We start from the raw sequence: 20,263 nt of genomic DNA, 5'->3' as shown, positions 1-20,263 counted from the left end.
TTCTGCAGAAGCAGTGCGCCCTGCTCACGCCAGTGTTGATACGCCTTCTCGAGGCCGGCGCCGATCTCGCTTGGGCGATGGGTCATTGGTAGGTCTTCCTTCGGACTGCTGTAAGTCCGCTCAGTTCCGCAGACACGGCAAGGCCAAGCTTGGCCTTCTCCGCAATCGCATGCAGGACCTGCTGGCGGGCTCTTGCTCGTCGCCGCCGGGGGTTAGGATCTCAGTGGTCATGAGCTTCGGATCAACGCATCGGGCCGTCGTGTTGATCCAAGAGTTCGCCGCCAACCAAGTCGGCGACGTTCTTGTGAGCCCCCTCATCGAGGTACGACACAAGCGCTTTCATGTAGTTAGCACGCTCGAAACCGGAGGGATCCGGGCAGTTCTTGCGGCTCATGCTTCCGATCAGCCGGTCCAGCGAGGCGTAGTCGTGGTCGGAGAGCCAGTTCGACATGTCCTGAATCATCTGGGCGACGTAGTCGGCGCCCCGCTTCAACAGCACGGAAGTCACCATGACCACGTTGGCGCCGGCCGACAGGGCGCGGAGCGCTTCAATGCCCGAGTGCACGCCGCTGGTGGCGGCGAGCCCGCACTCTACCTGTCCATACAGGATGGCGATCCAGCGCATCGACAGCCGCAGCTCGCTCGATCGGCTGAGCGTCAGGTGCGGTTCGACGCTCAACGTCTCGAGGTCGATCTCAGGTTCTAGGTAGCGATTGAACAGTACGAGGGCGTCCGCGCCTGCTTCGTCTAGTTGGCTGGCGAGATTGGGGAGAGACGAAAACTGCGGGCCGATCTTGACCGCGAGCGGGATCCGGATCGACTCCCGGACCGCCTTCACAAGGCTGACGTACCGCCGCTCTACGTCGCGCCCCGTAACGAAAGGGTCACTGGGGATGAAGTAGATGTTCAGCTCGAGGGCGTCCGCGCCGGCCTCCTCGATCTGCCGGGCGTAGCGGACCCAGCCACCGCTGGTGGCGCCGTTCAGGCTCCCGACAATCGGCATCGACACCGCCCGCTTCGCTTCCTCGACCAGTCGCAGGTAGCGGTCCGGCCCCGTGTTGTAGCTGGAGAAGCTTGGCAGGTAGCTGAGCGACTCAGCGGACTGGTCGGTGAAGAGCTCTAGCACGGAGTGGGTAGCCATCTCTTCTTGGACCACCTGTTCTTCGAACAGGGAGGGCAACACCGCGCCGGCGGCCCCACAAGCTTCGAGGCGTTTGAGGACGTCCGGTTGCGAAGTGATAGGAGAGGCGGAGGCCAGGATCGGCGACGCGAGCTCAAATCCCAGGTAGTTGGTCGTAAGATTGGGAGTCATGACTTGTCCCCTTCGCTTTCGAGATCGATCGAACGCTCGATCACACCGAGCTGCTCGTAGTAACGCCACTGGTCGTCGATGTCGTTCTGAGCTAGGTCAAACAAGTGGTCGACCCTTTCCGGGAAAGCATGCGCTAGCAGCCCGAACCGGGCTTCTTTCATCGCGAAGTCTCGGAACTTGACCGTGGGACGGTGGCTGTCGACTTTCAGGGGGTGCTCGCCACGGCGCGCGTGCCGGGGGTCGTAGCGGTAGAGGGGCCAGAAACCGCTCTTGACGGCGTCTTTCTGGTGCGACATGCCGGTCCGCATGTCGACGCCGTGGGCGATGCACTGGCTGTAGCAGATCACCAGAGAAGGGCCGTGGTGCGACTGCGCCTCGTGCATCGCCCGCAGGGTCTGCTGCGGGTTTGCGCCGATCGCAACCTGGGCAACGTAGACGTTGCCGTAGGCTACGGCGAGCATCCCCAGGTCCTTCTTACGGGTCTCTTTGCCGCCGGAAGCGAACTTCGCCGTTGCGGCCCGCGGCGTCGCCTTCGACGCTTGTCCCCCCGTATTAGAGTAGGTCCCGGTGTCGAGCACCAACAGGTTGACGTCTTCGCCGGATGCAAGCACATGGTCGAGCCCGCCGTACCCAATGTCGTAAGCCCAGCCGTCTCCTCCGACGATCCATACCGACCGGGGCACGAACACGTCCGCCAAGCCGGCGAGCCGCTTCGCGTCGGCAGAGGCGACTCCGCCGAGCTTCTGCCGCAGCAACGCGATCCGCCGCCGCTGCTCGGCGATCTCTGTCTCATCTTCGACCGACGCGGCGAGGATCGCCGTAGCCAAGTCAGGCCCTACGGCGCCGGCCAGCCGCTCGAGCAACCTGCGGGCAAGCTCCAGCCGCTGGTCGATCCCGAGCCGCATCCCCAGCCCAAACTCTGCGTTGTCTTCGAAGAGCGAGTTCGACCAGACGGGTCCGCGCCCGTTGGCGTCTTGGGTCCAGGGGGTCGTGGGGAGATTGGCGCCGTAGATCGAGGAACAGCCCGTCGCGTTGGCGATCACCAGCCGGTCTCCGAACAATTGTGACAACAGCTTCAGGTAGGGGGTCTCGCCGCACCCGGCGCAGGCGCCGGAGAACTCGAAGAGCGGGAGCAGCAACTGCGATCCCTGCACGGACCCCGCGCTTACACGTTCGCGCGACGCTTCGGGCAGGGTGAGAAAATAGTCGAAGTTTGACCGCTCCGGTTCGAGGTGGTCGTGCTTGTCGCGCATGTTGAGCGCCTTGTGCTTGGGCTGCTCTTTGCTGCGCGCCGGGCAGACGTCGACGCACACGCCGCAGCCGGTGCAGTCGTCCGGCGCGACCTGGATCGTCAGCCACTCTCCCTTCAGGTCGCCACGCGTGCAGTGCCGCTGCCGAAATGACGGGGGCGCATTCCCGTTGAGTTCTCCGTCGAGCCGCTTCAGCCGGATCGCGGCGTGGGGGCAGACGTAGGCGCACAGACCACACTCGATGCAGAGGTCGGCGTCCCAGATCGGGATCTCGTGGGCGATGCTCCGCTTCTCGAACCGCGCGGTTCCGACCGGGAAGCCCCCGTCCACCGGGAGCGCGCTCACCGGCAGCAGGTCCCCCTCGCCAGAAATGATCTTGGCCGTCACTCGCCGCACAAAGTCGGGCGCATCGGAATCGACCGGCAAGAACCGCCCCCGAGTGGCCGTGACGTTCGTTGGGAGTTCGACCCGATGCAACGCCGTCAAAGCAGCGTCGATCGCGGCGAAGTTCCGCTCGAGGACCGTCGCGCCCCGGTTGGCGTAGGCGTCCGAAACCGAGGCGCGTACGTGACGGAGCAACGATTCCCGGTCGAAGATATCCGTGAGCGCGAAGAAGCAGGTTTGCATGATCGTGTTGATGCGGCCCCCAAGGCCAACCTGCGCGGCGATCCCGCTGGCGTCGATCACAAAGAAATTGAGGTTCTTATCAAGGATGGCCTGCTGGACATCACGGTTGAGGTGTTCCCAGACCTCGGCAGGTGGGTAAGGGGAATTGAGCAAGAAGGTGGCGCCCGGCTTGGCCGTGCCGAGCACGTCGATCCGTTCCAGCAGCGCGGAGAAGTGGCAGGCGACAAAGCCCGCGCTACGGATCAAGTAGGTCGACTCGATCGGCCGTCGGCTCACGCGTAGGTGCGAGACGGTCGTGGCGCCGGCCTTCTTCGAGTCGTAAACAAAATACCCCTGGACGTGATTCTCCGTATTCTTGCCGATGATCTTGACTGAGTTCTTGTTCGCCCCCACCGTGCCGTCGCTCCCCAGCCCGTAGAACACGGCGCGCATCACGTCGTCGGACTCCTCAAAGCCTGACTCGCTCCAGGTGAGGCTCGTGTGAGTGACATCGTCGTAGATGCCAAGGGTGAAATGCCGCTTTGGCTGGGGCTTATCCGCCTCGGCAAGCGCCGCCGCCGCCATCCCCGGCGTGAACTCCTTGGACGACAAGCCGTAGCGGCCGCCGATCACCTCCGGAGGTGGGGTCTGCGGGTACGCTACGCGCCAGCCTTCCGCGATCGCAACCGTGACGTCCTGGTAGAGGGGCTCGCCCACGGCCCCCGGTTCCTTGGTGCGGTCGAGAACCACAACCCGCTTGGTCGTTGCGGGCAATGCGTTGATGAACGCGTCGACGGCGAAGGGCCGATAGAGCCGCACCTTGACCAATCCGACGCGGTGATCGCTTTCGTTTAGGCGTGCAACGGCCTCTTCGGCGGCGCCCACCCCCGAGCCCATCAGCACCACCACCTGTTCGGAGTCGGGCGCGCCCACAAACTCAAACGGGTAGTAGCGGCGCCCGGTCTCCCTCGCCACCCGGTCCATGGCGGATACGACCGCCTGCGGCGTGGCGTCGTAGAAGGGATTGGCGGCCTCACGCGACTGGAAGAAAACATCCGGGTTCTGAGCGGTGCCGCGGAGAACCGGGTGGTCCGGGTCGAGCGCGCGACCCCGATGCGCCTCGACCGCTTCCAGATCGATCACCGAAAGCAGCTGTGCATCAGTCAAGCGGGCGATCCGCTTAACCTCGTGCGAGGTGCGAAAGCCGTCGAAGAAGTGCAGGAAGGGGACGCGGACCTCCAGGCTGGCGGCTTGTGCGACCAACGCAAAGTCGTGGGCTTCTTGCACCGAGCTGGCGCACAGCATCGCCCAGCCCGACGCCCTGGCGGCCATAACGTCGCTGTGGTCACCGAAGATGGACAGCGCGTGCGTCGCGAGTGTCCGCGCCGCGACGTGAACCACCGCCGGCGTGAGCTCTCCGGCGATCTTGTACATATTCGGGATCATCAACAACAAGCCCTGCGACGCCGTGAACGTGGTCGCAAGCGCGCCGGTCTGAAGCGCGCCGTGCAGGGTGCCGGCGGCTCCACCCTCGCTCTGCATCTCGATGACCCGAGGGACCGTCCCAAAAAGGTTCTGGCGTTCTCGGCTAGCCCAGGCGTCGGACAGCTCGCCCATCGGCGACGCCGGCGTGATGGGGTAAATCGCAATGACCTCGTTGAGGCGATACGCCACGTCCGCCGCGGCTTCGTTGCCGTCGACGATCGCTTGGAGACCTGTCATTGAGCTGTCGGGATTGGAGTAGCACGGAAGGAACCGCCCCACCTTGCAGCGTTCGAGCCGCTCAGCGAATCGCCCTCCGAACTACCTGCACATGGTGCGCCGCCGAGCAAAATCGATTCCTCCAGACGTAACGCCGAAGCCAAGCCGCGGCGGGCCACGTGGTGTGTGCGGTGCGCGCTCGCGACTGTGCGAATCCGCACACGGGCACGCCTCGCGCGCAAGGCCCCTGGTCGAGCGATGGCCGCGGCCGAAGGAAGTGAGCGTCTCGGCTGCGCAGAAGCGCCTGACGACGACCGCGCTGGAGCTGACCTACGTGGCGCGCCGGCTACGCTCGCTCAGCCAGGATCAGAGGAGCTGGACCGGAGTCGGCTGTCGGTTCCCAGGGCCACCGCATGCAAGCGGAGGCTGACTCGGATTGGTCTCACACCATCCGCATGGCGCGCTACCCCCTGGGCTCATCAGACAACTTCCACTCGGTCCGGTCGCGTTGGCCGCTGGCGAGGCACACGTGGTCGCCGGGTCTCGGCTCTACCGCTCGATCCTCGAACTGCAGTCTTGCAGTCCTTCCCAGGACCACCAGCCGCAGCGACGCCGTGGCCGCCTCCAACGTGTACCCTTCATTCCTCGCGACCGGCAGCACGGAGTCTCGCCTAAACGTCTCGTCGTACATCCGCCGTCGTCGACGGCGATCCGCGTGTTCGTCCACAACTCGGACCTACTTGAAAAACCATCCTAAGGCCCCTGCCGCTGTCCGAAAGTCGCGGTCCAACAAAGGACGCCGGACGTTTACGTACCAGGACGATTTTCGTGAACGCTCCCCACACGGATCGTAGCCGGCCCAAGCAGCCCGGCATCAATCGTCGGAGAATCAGCGCCGGGGCCGTCGAGCGTCCATGTCCTTCGCCGATCCGCCGGCAACGAGGCGTCGTAGACCAGCCGGTTGTGCCAGGTGTTGGTCACCCGGATCTCAATGAGGTTTTCCCCCTCTTTCACCGCGGGAGTGATCTCGGCGCGGAAGGGGGGCGCCCACAAGGTGGCCACGTAGCGGCCGTTCACGCTAACTTCGGCCACGTTGGCGACGCGGCCGAGGTCCAGCAGCAGCCTCGCGTCCGGGGAGAGGGGGCCGAGCGTGACGCTGGTTCGATACGTTGCGGTCCCGGAGAACGCTCGGCTGGCGGCATCGCCGAGCTCGGACCAAGGCGCGGGGCGGGGGAGCTCGACCTCGCCTAGCGTATCCCAGCCGCCGGGAAACGATAGTTTCCAGGGGTTAGAAAGGCCCATCGAGCGAGCCCCGGTAACCCTGTGTGAGAACGATCGACCATCGGATCGGGTGAGCTTGTAGTCGCCATTCTCCCAGGCGAGCAGACGCTGGCCGCGATCGAGCAGCTCAAACTCGGGGTAGGGGAGCTCAATCCAGGGTTGGAGGGGTTGGCCGGGTCGCAGGCCGAAGGGCCTCTCCGGAGTTGTCCTGTTCTGCTGGCCGGGCGCTGACGTCTCGACCAGTGCTTGTCCGTCGCGTTCTACCTTCGTGAACGCGGGCGCTACCGCCCCCGGGCGGAACACGACAAAACGCGATCCGGCTGCCGGCAATTGGATGGGGAGAATCGTCTTGTCGCCGGCCTGCTTGAAGACCGAGGCCGGAGTCACGGCGCCGGTGAGCGGGTCCCAAAACTCGGGCGTACCGACGGCGCGGAAGCAGAGGTTCGTATCGAGGATGGAGTCCCTGCTGGCAGCAACAAAGTAGATCTCGGTGTCGCCCACACGCCGATGGATCCAGACCGCGTTTCCCGCGCCGGTTACGTCGGGCGCGACGCCAAGCCGTCTCAACGAATCCTCCAACCCGCCGCCCCAGATCAGCCGCCCGCTGCCGACGGTGCGGTCGCCGGCGGTCGCCGGCCGGTCGCCCCAGAGGGCGGCCCTTAGCGTATCGAAATCACCGCCCTCCGACAGGGAAGGATCGAGCTCGGGAGGCCCGCCGACGACGACCGCACCGTCGCGCAGCAGTTCCTCTAACCGCCGAAGCGTGGCTGCCGTCAACCGACCGCACTGCTGCGGAGGCAGCCACAAGACCCTCCACGTCAACCCTTCGGGCGATTGAACCACGCCGTCGACCACGCGGAGCCGATGGAGCAAGACGTCCTGATTGACGTAGTCAAACTTGTATCCCGCAGGGAATGGGCTGTCCTGACGAGGCTTGTGGTCAACGTCATCCCCCAGACACCACAACACGTCGGCAACCGGATGGCCCTGTTGCAGCATGTACTGGCATCGCGCGAGGTAGTCCGTAAAGTGCGGCATGAGGCGCCACCAGGTCTGCCCGCGAATGAAGGGCGACCCGATCCTGCCTCCAAACGAAGTGCCGGGAACCCGATCGAGCGGGTTGTGGGTGTAGGTGTGGAAGACCAAGTGATTGATGCCGAGCGCGAAGTGCGCGTCGGCGAGGTGCTTGAACTCGAAGAAGTGGTTGTCCCAGTCGTGCCCCACGTTGGTGAACGCTTCGGCCGCGACCGTTGGCTTGCCGTAGATGTGGGCCGCGGAGGCGGCGGGGTACACCGGCTTGGTCTCGAGCCCACCCTGATGCGGGTCGTTGGGCTGCCAAAACTCGCACATCGGTATGTCCGCCTTGCCGAAGTACTGAAGGATGTCGCCGGGCGATACGTCGCCCAGGGCCGTCTCGAACGACAACATCATCCCACGCCCGCGCGCCAGCTCGGCCAACCGGCCAAAGTAGTTCTCGACCAGCAGGTCGCTGATCGTTTTCCGCCAATCGCGCAGGAAGCGTTCGCTGGTGCGATGGTCGTCCAGCACGTACCCCGCGAGCCCCGGGAGCCACGCGCGAAGAGGGTACCCCCGGCGGCGGGCGAACTCGGCTTCCATCGCCGGCGTCCAGGTCTGGGTGTAGCACTCCCAGCTATCGATCAGCATCCCGCCGAGCCGACCGCCGTCCGCCGGGCCCCCGTTGGCGCTGATCCGCCCGATGTAACCGGCGAAGTGCTGCTCGGCGCCGCCCGGCGAGAGCTTGTCGCACTCGAAGCCGGTCGCCTCAGGTGGCGCCGGTTTGTTCTTGGCGCCGGTGTTTACGTGGCCAAAGCGAAGCACCGTCCACCCGCCCGGAGGCGCCGGCCAGCTCAGGCGCCCGGTAGCATCGAGGCGGTCGCTGAGGTCCACGATCGAGTCTACCCGGACCCATGCAGCAGTGTCCTGCACAGGGGGCGGGCTGCGATCCTGACTGCGTAGGGCGAACGCCGCCTGACCCTGCCAGTCGTTCACGCGGGCGGCCGACGAGAATCTTAGCTCGGTCAGCTCGATCGGATGCTTGTTCTCAAACACGATCCTGAACTTGAGGGCTCTTGTGTCGGCGATCGCAAGCACCAATGGGTGCTCCGGTTGCCGATCTTGCCACGTGCCGCGCGGGATCTCGCGCGTCGTCAGGTCCTTCCAGTGAGAATCAACCAACGCCTGGACGCGAATACGTGAGTCCGGGTCAAAGTTCCTCCGAGCCATCAGCAGTTCTACGGGAGGCAGGCTGATCGAGCGGAGGTGCGTCGGCTCGGCAAAGGCGACCTCGACCCAGGCCGGCTCATCGGCCGGCTCTACCCTCACAGACGACTGGCGCTTGCCTCGGATCAGGTCGGCCCAAGCAAGTTCGCTGCGGTTGCTGCGGACCTCCACCGGCGTTAACCACTCCCGATCGTCGTCGGCGGGGGTGGGAAACGCCAGCACGGCGATGTCGCGGTAGTCGCGCCACGCTTCTCGACTGGGTTGGGGCATCGCGAGGTCGAGTGCGACCCTCGAACCACCTTCGACAACCTCGCGGCTCCAGATGATATGGCGCATCGCGTTGCCCGGCGTGATCCACGGCCCGCCGGACATGGCCCAACCGGGGCAGTTCTGCATCGTGAACCGGAGTCCAAGGCGACGGGCCTCGTTGGCGACGTGCGCGATCATGTCGTCCCAGGCCGGGCTAAGGGTTTCGATCTGCGGGCTGACCCCCGGCCAAGGGCTGCCCGCCCCGTGGAAGAGCTGGATCCCTTGCATCCCGGCGGACGCGACGGCCTCGAGGTCGACCGTGAGGGCCGCCTTGTTCACGTTGCCGCTAATCAAATGAAACCAGGTCTCGGGGCGGCGCTGTTGCGGCGGGTGCGCGAAACCCGCTTCCAGGGTTTCTGCGTGGGCGGTTGACGCCAACGCAAACGCGAACGAGGCCAGAATGGGGAAGACTTTAGTCATATGAGAACCGGGAGAAGGGCAGGGAGGGGTCGCCGGACGAGAACGCCGAACAAAGCCGGGGAAGAAGTGCGACGCATGGTGCGTTAGCCCAGCACTTTCGGACAGCGTCGGGGACGGGCCCTACGCCGCTAGTACCGGGGCGTACTCGGTTTCGAATTGGTCGGGACTCTTGAAGCCAAGCGACTGATGAAGCCGCTCACGATTGTAAAACGTCTCGATGTACTTGAACACGCCCAGACGGGCCGTCTCTTGAGTGGCGTACGCCTCATGGTTGGTCCACTCGTGCTTGAGCGACCAGAAGAACCGCTCTGCTACCGCGTTATCGTAGCACTCGCCCGTGCGGCTCATCGAGCAGGTAATCCCCATCGCCCGCAGCGTCTGCTGGTAGGCGTCGGAGGTGTACTGGCAGCCGCGGTCGCTGTGGTGTAGCAAGTCGGCGCCAATCGGCCGTCTCGATTCGATCGCACGTCGCAGCGCCCCCGCCACCAGCGGCGTGGCCAACGAGTCGCTAATCTCCCAGCCGACGATCTTGCGGCTGAACAGGTCGAGCACCACCGCCAGGTAGACCCAGCCCTGGGCGACTGCCAAGTAGGTGATGTCGGTCACCCATTTCTGATTCGGCGCCGTCGCTTCGAAGTCGCGGTCCAGCAGGTTCGGTGCGGGCTGCTTGGTCGGATCGGCCTGCGTAGTGGTCGGCGTAAACCCCTTCGAGACACGGCTTTTCAGCCCCATTTGTCGCATCGCCCGCGCCACCGTGTTGCGGCAGGCCCGCTCGAGTCCTTCTTCCTTGGCCAGCTGCTTGGCGACCTTGCCACTGCCGTAGATTCCATGCGAGTCGGCGTGGACCCGCCGCACCGATTCGCGGATCCGCTCGCCCCGCTGCGTGCGCGGGCTCGGCGGACGATCGACCCAGGCATAGTAGCCCGACTTCGATACGTCGAGCACCTCGCACATCACGGCAACAGGGAACGAGTCGCGGTGCTTCTTGATCCAGGCATGCTTCACAGCGACTCCTTCGCGAAGTATGCCGTGGCTTTTTTTAAGATCTCACGCTCCATCTCAACCCGCTTGAGCTGCTTGCGGAGCCGGGCATTCTCGGCCTTCAACTCGTTGACCGAGGCGCTCTCGCCGCACGGGGCGGGAGCCGGAACGAGCTTCGCGTGCCAAGCACGCAGGCTCTGCTCGCTCATCCCAAGCGATGCGGCCGCCTTGAACGTGTACCCCTCCTGCGCCACCAGCCGTACCGCATCCCGCTTGAACGCCTCATCGTACGACCTACGCGGCCGACGACCATCTTCCTGCTGCTCGTCCATAACTCGGACCTCCTGTGGGGAAAATTATCCCGTCCCCGACGCTGTCCGAATGTACTGGGCTAACGCAGTTGCTTGAGGTCAACTGGCATGGACTTCTTCTCTCCTCCGGACCCAGCCCCCGTGATCCACCAATACAGCATCCCGGCATCGGAGCAATCGAAATTGCTCTTCTGGAACTCCACCACTCCGTCCTGCTCAGCATACTGCAATCGACACCAGATCCAGGCAATCCCAGGGTCCGGTTGCTTTCTTGTCCTGCCTCAGTCGGAACTGGAATTTCCCAGCGTGGTGGTTAGCGTAACACTAACCGCAGGAAGATTCCATGAGAGGCGTGAGAACGGGTTCGGGCAAGCGAGAGCGGCGTCACTTCACCGGCGCCCAGAAGGGTGCGATCGTCAAGGCGCACCTAGTGGATGGCGTAGCGATCTCGGAGCTGTGCGATAAGCACGGCATCCAGCCGACGCAGTTTTACCTCTGGCAGAAGCATCTGTTCGAGAACTGTGGTGTGGCGTTCGAGCGTAAGGCGAAGCCCTGACGCAAGTCGCCCGAGCAGCAGAAGATCGAGCAGCTGCGGGCCAAGTTGGCCGACAAGAACGAGGTGATCGCCGAGTTGATGGAGGAGAACGTCAAGGCAAAAAAAGCCAATGGGTCCGCCGCGGCGGATGACAGGGACGCTGGGTTCCTCACGACACGCGTGACGAGGTGCTCGATTACGTCCAGAAGTGGAGCACGCGGACCGAGCTGCCCGCCAAGCAGTTGGTCCGCTGGATCGGCCTGGGCACGAGCAAGTTCTACGACTGGAAGCAGCGGTACGGCAGGGCGAACGAGCACAACGCGCTCGTGCCGCGCGACCACTGGCTCCAGGCGTGGGAGAAGGACGCGATCCTAGCGTTCCACGCCGAGTCCGCCTGTGGCGGACTGGAAGGGTACCGCCGCTTGACCTACCTGATGATGGATCAAGACGTCGTGGCGGTGAGCCCGGCGACGGTCTACCGCGTGCTCAGGGCGCACGGCTGCTTCGAGCGGTGGAACCGCCCCGCGAGCGGCAAGGGGACGGGGTTCGGGCAGCCTTTAGCGCCCCACGAGCATTGGCACTGCGACATCAGCTACGTGAACGTCTGCGGGACGTTCTACTACCTGATCAGCGTGCTCGACGGCGCCAGCCGCTACTTGGTGCATTGGGAGCTGAGGGAGAGCATGACTGAGGCCGATGTCGAGGTCACGCTGCAACGCGCAAGAGAGGCGTTCCCCGAGGCCATCCCTTTCAAGCTAGCACCGTCTCGCCCGACCGGCTGATTCTAACGGTTCCGGGCGGTATTCTGTGAGCTTAGGGTCCTCACGGAGGGAGTTGCGATGATCGATGCGGTGCTGGAGCGTTTTGCGAAGCAGGCGCCCGCGGCGGTGATGGTGCGGGCGCTGTTGGCCAATGTGCTGTCGGACAAGGAGCTCGACGCGATCTTCCGCGAATCGGCCGAGCGGCAGGTCGAGGGGCCGCTGCTGTTCTCGCAGGTGGTGGGCTTGCTGCACCTGGTGGTGACCAAGGCGCAGCCGTCGCTGCACGCGGCCTACCAGCAGCGGCGTGCAGAGCTGGGCGTGTCGATCGCTGCGCTCTACCAGAAGCTCGCCGGGATCGAGACCTGCGTGACGCGGGAGCTGGTGTGTCGCACCGCGGCGCGGATGGGGGCGGTGGTCGCCGAGCTCGTGCCGGACGCCCCCGCGCCGCTGCCGGGGTACGAGGTCCGCATCCTCGACGGCTTCCATCTGGCGGCGAGCGAGCACCGTTTGAAAGAGACACGCGGCGTGCGCGGCGGGCCTCTGCCGGGTCAGGCGTTGGTGGTGCTCGACCCGCAGAAGAAGCTGATCGAAGACGTGCTGCCGTGGGAGGACGCGCACGACCAGGAGCGGGCCGTCCTGGCCGAGTTGGTCGATGTGCTGCGGCCGGGGCAGGTGTGGGTCTGTGACCGCAACTTCGCCACCCGGATGTGGCTGTTTCAGACCGAACTGGAGCGTGCGTATTTCGTAGTGCGGCAGCACGGCCAGCTCCCGATCGAGGGGGCGGGGAGGCTGCTCAAGCAGGGCCGCTGCGAGACGGGCGAGGTGCTCCAGCAGCCGGCGACGCTCTCCGACGGTCACGGCGGGCAGATGACGCTGCGGCGCGTGGTAGTGAGGCTCGATAGGTCCAATGCGTCGGGAGACAAAGAAATAGCGATCCTCACCAACCTCCCCGCCGAGGTCGCTGCGGCGGCGGTCGCGGAGCTGTACCACACGCGCTGGAGCATCGAGGCCGCGTTTGGAGAAATGACCCTGGCGTTACGGGGCGAGATCGACACGCTGGCCTACCCGAAGGCGGCGCTGTTGGGCTTCGCACTCGCGGTGGTGACCTACAACACGCTGGGGGTGGTTCGGGCCGCGACGGCGGCCGCGTACGGCGTCGAGAAGGCCGAGCAGGTCTCGACCTACTACCTGGCCAATGAAGTCGCCACGGTGTGGGAGGGGATGGAGATCGCCGTGGAAGGGGCGGCGTGGGACCGCTTCGCAGACCTCCCGCCGCCGGCTTTGGCGGTCGAGCTGAAACGCTTCGCTCAGAACCTCCACCTCCGCCGCTACCAAAAACACCCACGCGCACCCAAGAAGCCACGCACGGCCCCAGGGCAAACGCATGATCCCTACACGGCGTGATTGTTTCCGGTGTGCTTGCCTTGGGGAAGGCTAGCATCGAAAGATTTCCGTGGACGGAGTCCCTGGGCTTCACGGAGGTGGTTCGATGGCGGCGCGGACGGTGTCCATGTTGGAGTGCTTTTTCGAAGTGGCCGACCCGCGGAGCGAGAAGGCTCGGGTCCACAGCCTGTCGGACATCCTCGTGCTCACGGTGCTGGTGGTGATCGCCGGCGCCGAGGGGTGGGAGGACATCGAGGAGTTTGGCAAGCAGCAGCAGGCGTGGCTGAGGCGTTTCCTGTGGCTCCCGGGGGGCGCGCCGTCGCACGACACCATCAGCCGGGTGTTCCGCCTGCTCAAGCTGAAGGCGTTCAAGGAGGGCTTTGGCCGCTGGGTTGAGTCGCTGCACGCGGGGATGGGACTGAAGCTCGTGGCGATCGACGGAAGGACGTTGCGCCGAAGCTTTGATCGACGGGGCCACGGCGGCGGTCGGACGACGATGAAAGGGGGCGCTGCACTCGGTGTGCGCGTGGAGCGTTGAGAACCACCTGATGCTCGGCCAGCAAGCGTGCGGGGAGAAGTCGAACGAGATCACGGCGATCCCCGAGCTGCTGAAGCTGCTGGACTTGAAAGGCGCCGTGGTGACCATCGACGCGATGGGCTGCCAGAAAGAGATCGCCCGCGAGATCATCGCCTCGGGGGGCGACTACGTGTTGGCGGTGAAGGAGAACCAGCTGAAGCTCGTCGAGGCGTTGCGGGGGTGTTTCGATGGGTGGCACGAGGAAGACTTCCAGGCGGGAGACTGCCGCCGCCGCAAGACGAGCGAGAAGGGGCGCGGCCGGGTCGAGGAGCGTTACTACTACCACGCGCCCCTGCCCGAGTCGCTGCGTCCCTTCGTGAAAGACTGGACGGGCTTAGCGACGATCGGCCAAGCGATCTCGATCACCGAGCGTGACGGAAAGCAGACCTCCGAGGTGCGGTACTACATCAGCAGCTTACCTCCGGAGGTAAAGAAGTTCGCCTCGGCGGTCCGCGGCCACTGGCCACCTATCCAGGAGCGGGGCGAGGACTCGCTGCACTGGGTGCTGGACGTGACGTTTGGAGAAGACCAGAGCCGCATCCGCAAGGATCACGGTCCCGAGAACTTCGCCCTCCTGCGACGGCTGGCGGTAAGCGTCATCAAACAGGACACTTCGCCCGGAAGCATCAGGAAAAAGCGAAAACGGGCCGCGTGGAATCGCGACGAGCTCGCAAAGATCGCCGGGTTAACGGGTTAACGTGCGGTTGCCCTGGATCCCCCTTCTCTCTCTCTTGGAGGCGCATGATGGCCGGACCGTTGGTTCGTGACGAGTTGTGGACGAAGATCGAGCCGCTGATCTCCGAGCGACCCCAAGGGGGTCGGCCGCCGGTGGACGACCGTTCCGCGCTTACCGGCATCGTGTTCGTGCTCAAGAGGGGCATCCCTTGGGAGATGCTCCCGCAGGAGATGGGCTGCGGCAGCGGCATGACCTGGCGGCGGCGGGCCCGCGACTGGCAAGAAGCCGGCGTGTGGCACCGCCTCCACGAGCTGCTGCTGGCCGAGCTTAGCGCCTCCGAAGAGACCGACTGGTCGCGTGTGGGGTCGATAGCGGCACGGTTCGCGCTGTGGGGGGGTGGCGAAGAGACCGGCCCCAACCCTACCGACCGCCGGAAGCCCGGCAGTAAGCACCACCTCGCCACCGATGGCAATGGCGTGCCGCTGCAGACCGAGCTTTTGGCCGCCAACTCGCACGACGGCAAGCCCACGGCCGCGCTGATCGCGGAGATCCCTCCGGTCCGCGGCAAGGTAGGGCATCCGCGGTCGCGGCCCGACGTTGCGTTCGCCGACCGGGCCTACGACGATGACGCCAACCGGTTGCTGCTGGAGCGGCTCGGGATCGCGCCCGACATCGCCCACCGTGGCGACGAGCATGGCGGCGGACGGGGCTTCTACCGCTGGGTCGTTGCAAGGACGATCGCTTGGCTGCATCACTTCAAACGCCTCAGGATCCGCTTCGACCGACGGGCCGACATCCACGAAGGCTTCCTCAATCTCGGAAAATGTCTCGTCTGCTGGAACGTGCTGAGAAGGGATTCCAGTTAGGACTTCTTACCCTTGACCGCGCGCCTTCGAGGCCGCCGTCACGCCCATCAGGAAAGAATGTCGTGCACGACGTTGCCGTAGACGTCGGTTAGCCGGAAGTCGCGACCGGCATGGCGGTAGGTGAGCTTTTCGTGGTCGAGCCCCAGCATGTGCAGCAGCGTCGCATGCAGGTCATGCATGTGCACGGGGTTCTCGATCGGCGCGTAACCAAAGTCGTCGGTCGCCCCGTAGGTCAAACCGGGCTTGCAGCCCCCGCCGGCCATCCACATCGTGAAGGCCTTGGGGTGGTGGTTGCGTCCATCGCCGTTCTCCGCCGTCGGCGTCCGCCCAAATTCCGCACCCCAAAGCACCAAGGTGTCTTCTAGCAGCCCGCGTTGCGCGAGGTCCGCCAGCAGTCCCGCGATCGGGCGATCGACCTTGGAGGCCTCGGCGATGCTCCCTTGCTCCACCTGCTTGTGGTGATCCCAGGTGTAGTCGGTCGAAACCTGAATGTAACGCACGCCGTTCTCCGCAAACTTTCTCGCCAGCAGGCATTGCCGGCCAAAATTGTCGGTGGGCCTGGCATCAATACCGTACAGGTCGAGGGTCGCTTTCGTTTCTCCGCTGAGGTCCATCACGCCCGGGATGGTCGACTGCATCCGGAACGCCAACTCGTAGTTGTCGATCAGCCCTTCGATGCGTTGGTCGACGCCCACGCGTCGCAGGTGCCGCGCGTTGATCGACTGAATCAAGTCCAGCTGGGACCGCTGCAGCTCCGGGCTGAGACTCGGGTTCTTGAGGTTGGAGATCTTCGCCCGCGTGATGGGCGTCTCGGCCGACCCGATCGCCGTCCCCTGATGGACGGCGGGCAGGAATGAGCTGCCGTAGTTCTGGGCGCCGCCGTGGCCGCGCGGCGGTGAGATCGTGACGAACGCCGGCAGGTTCTCGTTCGCGCTCCCTAGGCCATAGCTCACCCAAGCACCGACGCTCGGTCGCACCAGGTTGGCCTGCCCGGTGTGCAGCCGCAGCAGGGCTTCGCCGTGCGCGTTCCCCTCGGTATGCATCGATCGGATAACGCACATCTTGTCCGCGTGCTGGGCCAGGTTCGGGAACAACGCATTCATCCAGACGCCGCTCTCTCCCTGTTGAGCGAACCGGAACGGGGAGCCGAGCAACCTCCCCAGCTCACGGTCTGGACCGCCGACCGTCGCCTCGCCGACGGACGACGCGTGGAGCGGCTGACCCGAACGCTTGTTGAGCTGCGGCTTGGGATCAAAGAAGTCGACGTGGCTGGGCCCGCCCCACATGAACAAGAACAGCACCCGCTTTGCGCGGGGCGGCATCTTGGGCCCAGGCGTCGGGCCGACCTTCGGTCCGGCCAGCGAGCGGCCTGCCATCGCGGCCAGGGCCACCTGCCCGAAGCCGCAGGCGCTCGCGCGCAATAGATCACGGCGGCTGCACGTTGGAACGAACTGATTGCAGCGTGGCATGGCGTCTCAACCTGGCTTACTCGATGATCTGAAAGCGGCTCGATGCGAATAGCGCTTGACAAGCGACCGACCAGGCGCGCAACCGGCGCCCCGCGTCCTCCTGGTCCTGAAGCCGGGACTCCGTGTGTCGGATGAAGGCCAGCGCCTCATCCGCCTCGGCGGCCTGCGCCGGCTCGCCGACGATCCATTGATACATCTGGTCCACACGCCGGAGATCGGATCCGCTGCCCGGGCCGACGGCGGCCATCAGCCGCTCCGCGACCGCATCGGATGCGGCCAACACGGATGCGTCGTTGAGCACGAACAGCCCCTGCGCGCCCACCATCGTGTCCGGACGCATGCCCGTCGTTGCTTGAGGGTCCGTGAAATCGAAGGCGTCGAACAGCTCGGGGAGGTCGTTGCGGATGACGGGCAGGTAGACGCTTCGGCAGGCAAAGTCGGTGCGACGCCGCACCTTGTTCGCGCCGACCGACGTTGCTTGATCGCCGAGGTAATCGACGGTCGAGCCGACCGGCTCTAAGTCCAGCGAGCCCGACGCCAACAGCATCGCGTCGCGAAAGGTCTCGGGGTCCATGCGGCGGCGGTGGGCTCGCCACAGCAAGCGGTTGTCGGGGTCGATCGAATGCCCCAGCGCGTCGTGCTGGCTGCTCATGGCGAACGTGCGGCTAAGGACGATCGTCCGGACCAGCGCCTTGGTCGACCAGCCCGATTCAATCAACTCGGCGGCCAGGTAGTCGAGCAACTCGGGATGGCTGGGCGGTTCTCCGGTCCGTCCGAAATTGTCGACGGTCCGCACAATCCCGCAACCGATCAAGTGGCGCCAAACCCGGTTGGCGAAAACGCGAGCGGTCAGATGCCCGGCGCCTCCGTTGGTGTCGGTCAGCCAATCCGCGAGCTCCAAGCGGCCACTCGCATCTTCTGGGATCTGGGCGTCACGATCGGTCAAGACGCTGAGGAATCCGCGCGGCACGAGGGCCCCGGGGCGGTCCACCTGCCCGGCCAAGCGGATCGCCTCGTCCGCCGGTTGATCCACATCGCAGGGAATCATCGCGCGGGGAGGGATGGGGGGCGGGTTCGCCTGAAAATCCTTCAGCTTCTTCAAGATCGCCTGCTGGGCCGCGATGCGTTCGCCGAACGGGCGGCAACCGTCCAGGGCGATCGGGTCGACGTCGGCCGGCTGTTCTTCATGCAACTGCTGAAGCCCCAACGTGTCGCCCCCCTTCAGCAACGCGAGGGAACGCCGGACACGCTCCTGGCGTCCCGAACTCTTCTTGCGGTCGATCCAGTACCGTTCGTACGCGTCGTCGCGTTGGCCGCCGTCGACGCCGATCCCCACCAGGCGTTCCATCACACGCGTTTGATTGAGCATCTGGCGTTCTTCGACGACCTGTGTCGACGCCAGGATCCCGGCCAACGCGTAGTAGTCGCTGGTCGGGATCGGATCAAACTTGTGGTCGTGGCACCGCGCACAGCCAAGCGTCTGGCCCAGGATCGCCTTGCCAATCGTATCGATCAACTCATCCGCCACGTCCATCCGCTGCTGCATCCGTTCTGTTTCGTTGATGAGCAGAACCTTGGGTCCGATCACAAGAAACCCCGCGGCGATGCGTTGCCGATCCCTTTGAGCGACGGAGTCGTAGGGGAGCAGGTCGCCGGCGATCTGCTCGCGGATAAACTGGTCCAGCGGGACGTCTGCATTGAACGCGTCGATGACTTGGTTGCGGTAGCGCCACGCTTCGCGGAACAAGAAGTTTTCGTCCAGCCCGTTGGAGTCGGCGTACCGCGCCAAGTCGAGCCAGTGTCGGCCCCACCGCTGACCGAACCGGGGCGACTCCAACAAACGGTCGACCATCCGCTCCACCGCGCCGGGCTGCTGGTCCGACAAGAACTTCGCTAGCTCGGCCGGGCTTGGCGGCAATCCCGCCAACTGGATGTAGACCCGGCGGGCCAGCGTGCTGCGGTCTGCATCCGGGGCGGGCCGTAAGCCAGCCGCCTGCAACCGGGCGAGGACCATCGCGTCAATCGGCGAGCGAGCCCACCGGCTGCTGGATCGTTCACGCAGCAGTGGTTCTGCGGCATGCGGACCCTGTTGCAGCGGACGGTACGCCCAGTGCTGGCGCCCGGAGACGGGATCGGACGCCACAAAGCCGGGCTCTGGCGACGCGTCTGCCGCGTCACGAGGATCGACCGCACCCGCCTCGACCCATCGCTCGAGTCTCGCAATCGTCGAATCGGGCAACGCCTTGTCCGGCGGCATCTGAAGAGCCGGATCGGAATACCGGATAGCGCGTATCAACAGACTCGCGTCGGCGTCGCCCGGAACAACGGCCGTCCCTCGATCGCCCCCTTGCACCCAGCCGTGGCGGCGGTCCAGCACCAAACCACCTTCGCTGTTGCCCGAGCGCGCCGAGTGGCAGGAGTAGCACCGCGAGGCCAACACCGGACGGACGTGCTTCTCGAAGTACGCGATCGCCTTCGCGTCGGTGTCCTCGGTCGTGATTGGCTCGGTCGTGATTGGCTCGGCCGTGACTTGCTGGGCTGTAGCTTGCTGGGCTGTAGCTTGCTGGGCTGGCAAGCGCGTCGCGGTCGACGCGACCGCCGCCGGGAGAATCGCAAGACAGAGTCTTCGGACGAGCACATTCATGGGCGCCAACCGTTAACCTGGATCCACTCTACCAATCGATCCATGAAGTGATCGGCGCCACCCCCCTGGTCGACGAACCCGTGGGCGCCCATCTGAAACACGTGCAGCTCGCACGGCGCGTCCGCGGCTCGCCACGCCATGAACGTTGCGATGGACGCCTCGACGTTGGGATCGTCGGCAGCCACCGCCAAGAACAAGGGGGGCGCGTGGTCCGGCGCCGTTGCCTTCTCGCCAGATCGGCCGGCGCCGTAGATCAACGCCGCGATGTCTGGCCGAGCGCCCGCGTCGCCGGACATCGCGCCTCGCACGGGCCCACCCCCCGCCGAAAACCCGATCATTCCTATCCGGTTGGGCCGGAGGCGAAACTCCTCGGCACGTGACCGGACCAGCTCTACCGCCCTGCGTCCATCCTCTGCAGACAACGCCCGGACGTCCTGACCGGCTTGTGGGCCGAGGGCGGCGGGCTCGGCGCTATCCGCACCGTCGCCGGTCTGTTTGAGCCGGTACTTCAAGACGAACGCGTCGATGCCCGACGCGTTGAGTCGCTTGGCGATATCGACTCCCTCGTAACCCATCATCAGCGTCCGATTGCCCCCGCCGGGAGCGACGATCATGGCGGCGCCCGCTGGCATGGCGGCGCCCACTGGCTTGGCTGCGGGAAAGTACAGCAGGGTCGGCCGCACGACGTTGCGGACCTGAGGGCCACTCCGCCCTTGGACGATTTTCTCCTCGTAGTCCCAGCCTTCAGAACCCGGCGCGGCGCCGTCGTACAGCGCGATCACGCGTGCGGCGCCAAAGGCGCCCGGGGATTCCTTGGCGGTGGGCTCAACCGCAACAGCGCGTGTGGCGACGCTCGCGAGCGAAAGCCAGATCACGATGGAGCGGGTAGTATGCTGGGAGACCATCAGCACAACTCCTCGTAGCAGGCGTCAACGACACT

15 protein-coding genes are annotated in these 20,263 nt (G+C 65.3%); 6 read left to right on the top strand and 9 right to left on the bottom strand.

Annotation, left to right across the window (positions count from 1 at the left end; all coding sequences use genetic code 11):
* Window positions 1–241 precede the first annotated feature (241 nt).
* The 6 genes from Pla175_RS11535 to Pla175_RS11515 form a co-directional block, all read right to left on the bottom strand.
* Window positions 242–1,312: a dihydroorotate dehydrogenase-like protein gene (locus Pla175_RS11535; RefSeq protein ID WP_145284535.1), complete on the bottom strand. Its 1,071-nt coding sequence runs from the start codon at window positions 1,310–1,312 to the stop codon at window positions 242–244.
* Window positions 1,309–4,890 carry a pyruvate:ferredoxin (flavodoxin) oxidoreductase gene (gene nifJ / locus Pla175_RS11530; RefSeq protein WP_145284532.1) on the bottom strand — a complete coding sequence of 1,194 codons (3,582 nt, stop codon included), beginning with the start codon at window positions 4,888–4,890 and terminating at the stop codon, window positions 1,309–1,311. Before nifJ ends, Pla175_RS11535 begins: the two co-directional genes overlap by 4 nt.
* A 442-nt stretch (window positions 4,891–5,332) precedes the next feature.
* Complete coding sequence (locus Pla175_RS25960; RefSeq protein ID WP_197527447.1) at window positions 5,333–5,596, bottom strand: cupin domain-containing protein; 264 nt, start codon at window positions 5,594–5,596, stop codon at window positions 5,333–5,335.
* 80 nt (window positions 5,597–5,676) lie between these two features.
* On the bottom strand, window positions 5,677–9,120 hold the full coding sequence (locus Pla175_RS11525; protein WP_145284529.1) for a glycosyl hydrolase: 3,444 nt from the start codon (window positions 9,118–9,120) through the stop codon (window positions 5,677–5,679).
* 120 nt (window positions 9,121–9,240) lie between these two features.
* On the bottom strand, window positions 9,241–10,125 hold the full coding sequence (locus Pla175_RS11520) for an IS3 family transposase (RefSeq protein WP_197527446.1): 885 nt from the start codon (window positions 10,123–10,125) through the stop codon (window positions 9,241–9,243).
* Complete coding sequence (locus Pla175_RS11515; RefSeq protein WP_145284523.1) at window positions 10,122–10,433, bottom strand: transposase; 312 nt, start codon at window positions 10,431–10,433, stop codon at window positions 10,122–10,124. Before Pla175_RS11515 ends, Pla175_RS11520 begins: the two co-directional genes overlap by 4 nt.
* A 322-nt stretch (window positions 10,434–10,755) precedes the next feature.
* On the opposite strand from Pla175_RS11515, the gene Pla175_RS11510 reads away from it, so the two are divergent.
* The 6 genes from Pla175_RS11510 to Pla175_RS11485 all read left to right on the top strand — a co-directional run bounded on the left by Pla175_RS11510 (window position 10,756) and on the right by Pla175_RS11485 (window position 15,210).
* The gene (locus Pla175_RS11510; protein ID WP_197527445.1) at window positions 10,756–10,968 is read left to right on the top strand and encodes a transposase; all 213 of its coding nucleotides are present in this window, start codon (window positions 10,756–10,758) and stop codon (window positions 10,966–10,968) included.
* 167 nt (window positions 10,969–11,135) lie between these two features.
* Complete coding sequence (locus tag Pla175_RS11505) at window positions 11,136–11,729, top strand: DDE-type integrase/transposase/recombinase (protein WP_197527444.1); 594 nt, start codon at window positions 11,136–11,138, stop codon at window positions 11,727–11,729.
* A 57-nt stretch (window positions 11,730–11,786) separates the two neighbouring features.
* Window positions 11,787–13,112 carry a transposase gene (locus Pla175_RS11500; RefSeq protein ID WP_145284517.1) on the top strand — a complete coding sequence of 442 codons (1,326 nt, stop codon included), beginning with the start codon at window positions 11,787–11,789 and terminating at the stop codon, window positions 13,110–13,112.
* An 85-nt stretch (window positions 13,113–13,197) separates the two neighbouring features.
* Complete coding sequence (locus tag Pla175_RS26785) at window positions 13,198–13,629, top strand: ISAs1 family transposase (protein WP_145284514.1); 432 nt, start codon at window positions 13,198–13,200, stop codon at window positions 13,627–13,629.
* Window positions 13,630–13,639: 10 nt separating this feature from the next.
* Window positions 13,640–14,365, top strand: coding sequence for an ISAs1 family transposase (locus Pla175_RS26780; protein WP_145284511.1), 726 nt, complete (start codon window positions 13,640–13,642; stop codon window positions 14,363–14,365).
* A gap of 47 nt (window positions 14,366–14,412) precedes the next feature.
* A complete protein-coding gene (locus Pla175_RS11485; protein ID WP_145292062.1) occupies window positions 14,413–15,210 on the top strand; it encodes an IS5 family transposase in 798 nt (265 codons plus the stop codon).
* 47 nt (window positions 15,211–15,257) lie between these two features.
* Here Pla175_RS11485 and Pla175_RS11480 read toward each other — a convergent pair whose 3' ends face one another.
* The 3 genes from Pla175_RS11480 to Pla175_RS11470 all read right to left on the bottom strand — a co-directional run bounded on the left by Pla175_RS11480 (window position 15,258) and on the right by Pla175_RS11470 (window position 20,228).
* Complete coding sequence (locus Pla175_RS11480) at window positions 15,258–16,532, bottom strand: DUF1501 domain-containing protein (RefSeq protein ID WP_449301095.1); 1,275 nt, start codon at window positions 16,530–16,532, stop codon at window positions 15,258–15,260.
* A gap of 163 nt (window positions 16,533–16,695) precedes the next feature.
* Window positions 16,696–19,254: a PSD1 and planctomycete cytochrome C domain-containing protein gene (locus Pla175_RS11475; protein WP_197527442.1), complete on the bottom strand. Its 2,559-nt coding sequence runs from the start codon at window positions 19,252–19,254 to the stop codon at window positions 16,696–16,698.
* Window positions 19,255–19,319: 65 nt separating this feature from the next.
* Entirely contained in the window at window positions 19,320–20,228 is a 909-nt protein-coding gene (locus Pla175_RS11470; RefSeq protein WP_145284502.1) for an alpha/beta hydrolase, read from the bottom strand.
* Window positions 20,229–20,263 lie beyond the last annotated feature (35 nt).

It is taken from the genome of Pirellulimonas nuda, from assembly GCF_007750855.1.
GTDB lineage: Bacteria > Planctomycetota > Planctomycetia > Pirellulales > Lacipirellulaceae > Pirellulimonas > Pirellulimonas nuda.
Note: the sequence above shows the minus strand (reverse complement) of the source record. Positions and strands in the feature narration are given on the sequence as shown.

Coding starts and splice junctions, on each gene's coding strand:
- Pla175_RS11535 (WP_145284535.1), bottom strand. CDS start 1,312: ATGACTCCCAATCTTACGACCAACTACCTGGGATTTGAGCTCGCGTCG.
- nifJ (WP_145284532.1), bottom strand. CDS start 4,890: ATGACAGGTCTCCAAGCGATCGTCGACGGCAACGAAGCCGCGGCGGAC.
- Pla175_RS11525 (WP_145284529.1), bottom strand. CDS start 9,120: ATGACTAAAGTCTTCCCCATTCTGGCCTCGTTCGCGTTTGCGTTGGCG.
- Pla175_RS11515 (WP_145284523.1), bottom strand. CDS start 10,433: ATGGACGAGCAGCAGGAAGATGGTCGTCGGCCGCGTAGGTCGTACGAT.
- Pla175_RS11510 (WP_197527445.1), top strand. CDS start 10,756: ATGAGAGGCGTGAGAACGGGTTCGGGCAAGCGAGAGCGGCGTCACTTC.
- Pla175_RS11500 (WP_145284517.1), top strand. CDS start 11,787: ATGATCGATGCGGTGCTGGAGCGTTTTGCGAAGCAGGCGCCCGCGGCG.
- Pla175_RS26785 (WP_145284514.1), top strand. CDS start 13,198: ATGGCGGCGCGGACGGTGTCCATGTTGGAGTGCTTTTTCGAAGTGGCC.
- Pla175_RS26780 (WP_145284511.1), top strand. CDS start 13,640: ATGCTCGGCCAGCAAGCGTGCGGGGAGAAGTCGAACGAGATCACGGCG.
- Pla175_RS11485 (WP_145292062.1), top strand. CDS start 14,413: ATGGCCGGACCGTTGGTTCGTGACGAGTTGTGGACGAAGATCGAGCCG.
- Pla175_RS11480 (WP_449301095.1), bottom strand. CDS start 16,532: ATGCCGCCCCGCGCAAAGCGGGTGCTGTTCTTGTTCATGTGGGGCGGG.
- Pla175_RS11470 (WP_145284502.1), bottom strand. CDS start 20,228: ATGGTCTCCCAGCATACTACCCGCTCCATCGTGATCTGGCTTTCGCTC.